The 1,797-nt window shown below is 38.4% G+C and carries 2 protein-coding genes; both read right to left on the reverse strand.

The window, feature by feature from the left end; translation table 11 throughout:
* The coding region (locus tag AC1DVJ_RS30810) for a hypothetical protein (protein ID WP_477596714.1) at window positions 1–187 on the reverse strand (187 nt) is incomplete at its 3' end.
* A 514-nt stretch (window positions 188–701) separates the two neighbouring features.
* The coding region (locus AC1DVJ_RS30815; RefSeq protein ID WP_477596716.1) for a stalk domain-containing protein at window positions 702–1,797 on the reverse strand (1,096 nt) is incomplete at its 5' end.

The raw sequence follows: 1,797 nt of genomic DNA on the forward strand, positions 1-1,797 counted from the left end.
CATTATACCCCTGAGCATTACTTACAGGTGACCATTCTACATAGGCCGTCTCATTCCAGCCTCCACTGTTGGATAATGAAGGAGCAGCTGCATGTGCTGCCGTATTGAACATTCCGCTTGCGATTACAGATAGCACGATAGCAAACAATAAAACGTAACTCGTTACCTTTTCAATACTTTTTTTCAATGTAATTCCTCCCGCGTTTAAGTGGTTGTGACGACTCTGGAACCGCTTTCAAGTTCTTACAAATTGCTTTGTCCCCCCTCAGCTAAAACAAAGCTCAATTAATTCGAATATCCTCATCAGCTTATCAGTTATATATGAAGTTCCGAAACAATCATTTGATCATATCGCCTGTATTTCTGAGCTAATGATTATCGTTCTGTGATATGATACTCCTCGACAAATCTTCTAAATAACTGGGACCATTATAGAAAAAATATAGTTCCAATCAAAAATGAAGTTGACGAAACCATATACCCGAAGTTCTTTTCGAAAATAGCAACAAAAATAAGTGAAATAATGGCCCCACCATTATAGATGTAAACAATTAAGGTTTACCCACTAAATCCCCCTTCAATTTCTAGTCGTTAAAGGAATCAAATAAAAAAAGAGCTGCTTCAATGCAGCTCCTGCGCTATAGTTTCCCGAGGGAGTTGAATTGTTCGTTGATTGAACTCGTCAGAAACATTTATAAAGCCTATTTTGATGTAATTGCTACAGTTTTGGTTTCACCATTCCACATTACTTTAGCTCCAAGGCTTTCAGATACAAATCTTATAGGTATGAATGTCCTTCCGCTTACAATGGCTGGAGAAACTTCAAGAAGTTTATGTTCGCCGTTTATTATAACGTCATTATTATCAATGTGAAGTATAATCACTGTCCCCCCTTTTGTAAGGGTTACAGATTGAGTTTCATCATTCCATTTGACTTCAGCGCCCAAAGATTCAAATACAGCTCTTAAAGGGACTAAGGTTGTATCATTTAGGATGGTAGGTACCACATCAAAGATTATTGGTTTTTCATCTATTTTTACTTTTATAATGTCAAAAGGTATAGAAACGATTCCTACTTCTAAACTTACAGCACCGACATATTTATATCCGTTCCAATGTAAATCATATATATGTTGTTTAATATTTGAATCAACTTCGCTCCACAAAATCCCGTTTTCAGAAAATAACATTAGATCTGATCCGAGTGCAATAAATCTTTTACCATCCCATACGATTGACTCTATGAACTTGGTTGTATTTGATTCTCTCAGTGTCCATAAATAACCGTCTTCAGAGGTGTAAATCAACCCGTTATCCCCAACGGCCACATACAAGACTCCATTCCAGGAAACTCGATTTAACCTATGAACTGGATCCATACTTTRTTTAGTCCAGTGGATGCCGTCTTGTGATGTTATGATTTCAGATCCGATTGCTAAAAATTGATTCCCGTCCCATAGTATATCTGTCAGAGCGCTCTCCGCCTTGTAATCCGCATCCTCCCATTTCACTCCATTCAAAGACGTAACAATACTGCCATCATATCCAACGGCAACTAATCTGCTACCGTTGGATTTTACCGCATAAAACCAACCCTTATGTCCAGTTAAAGATTCTGTCCATTTGATCCCATCCTGTGAGATCAGAATACTCTGTGCACCAACTACGATAAACTGCTTCCCGTCCCAGGCTGCCCCATGAAGTTGCTTGGAATAACTAAATACTTTTCCCCATGATTCACCATCTGTTGAAGTCCAGATTGATCCTTTATTCCCCTCGCCTCTAGCTGCAATATAT

It is taken from the genome of Paenibacillus sp. P4_A9 (genome assembly GCF_056402415.1).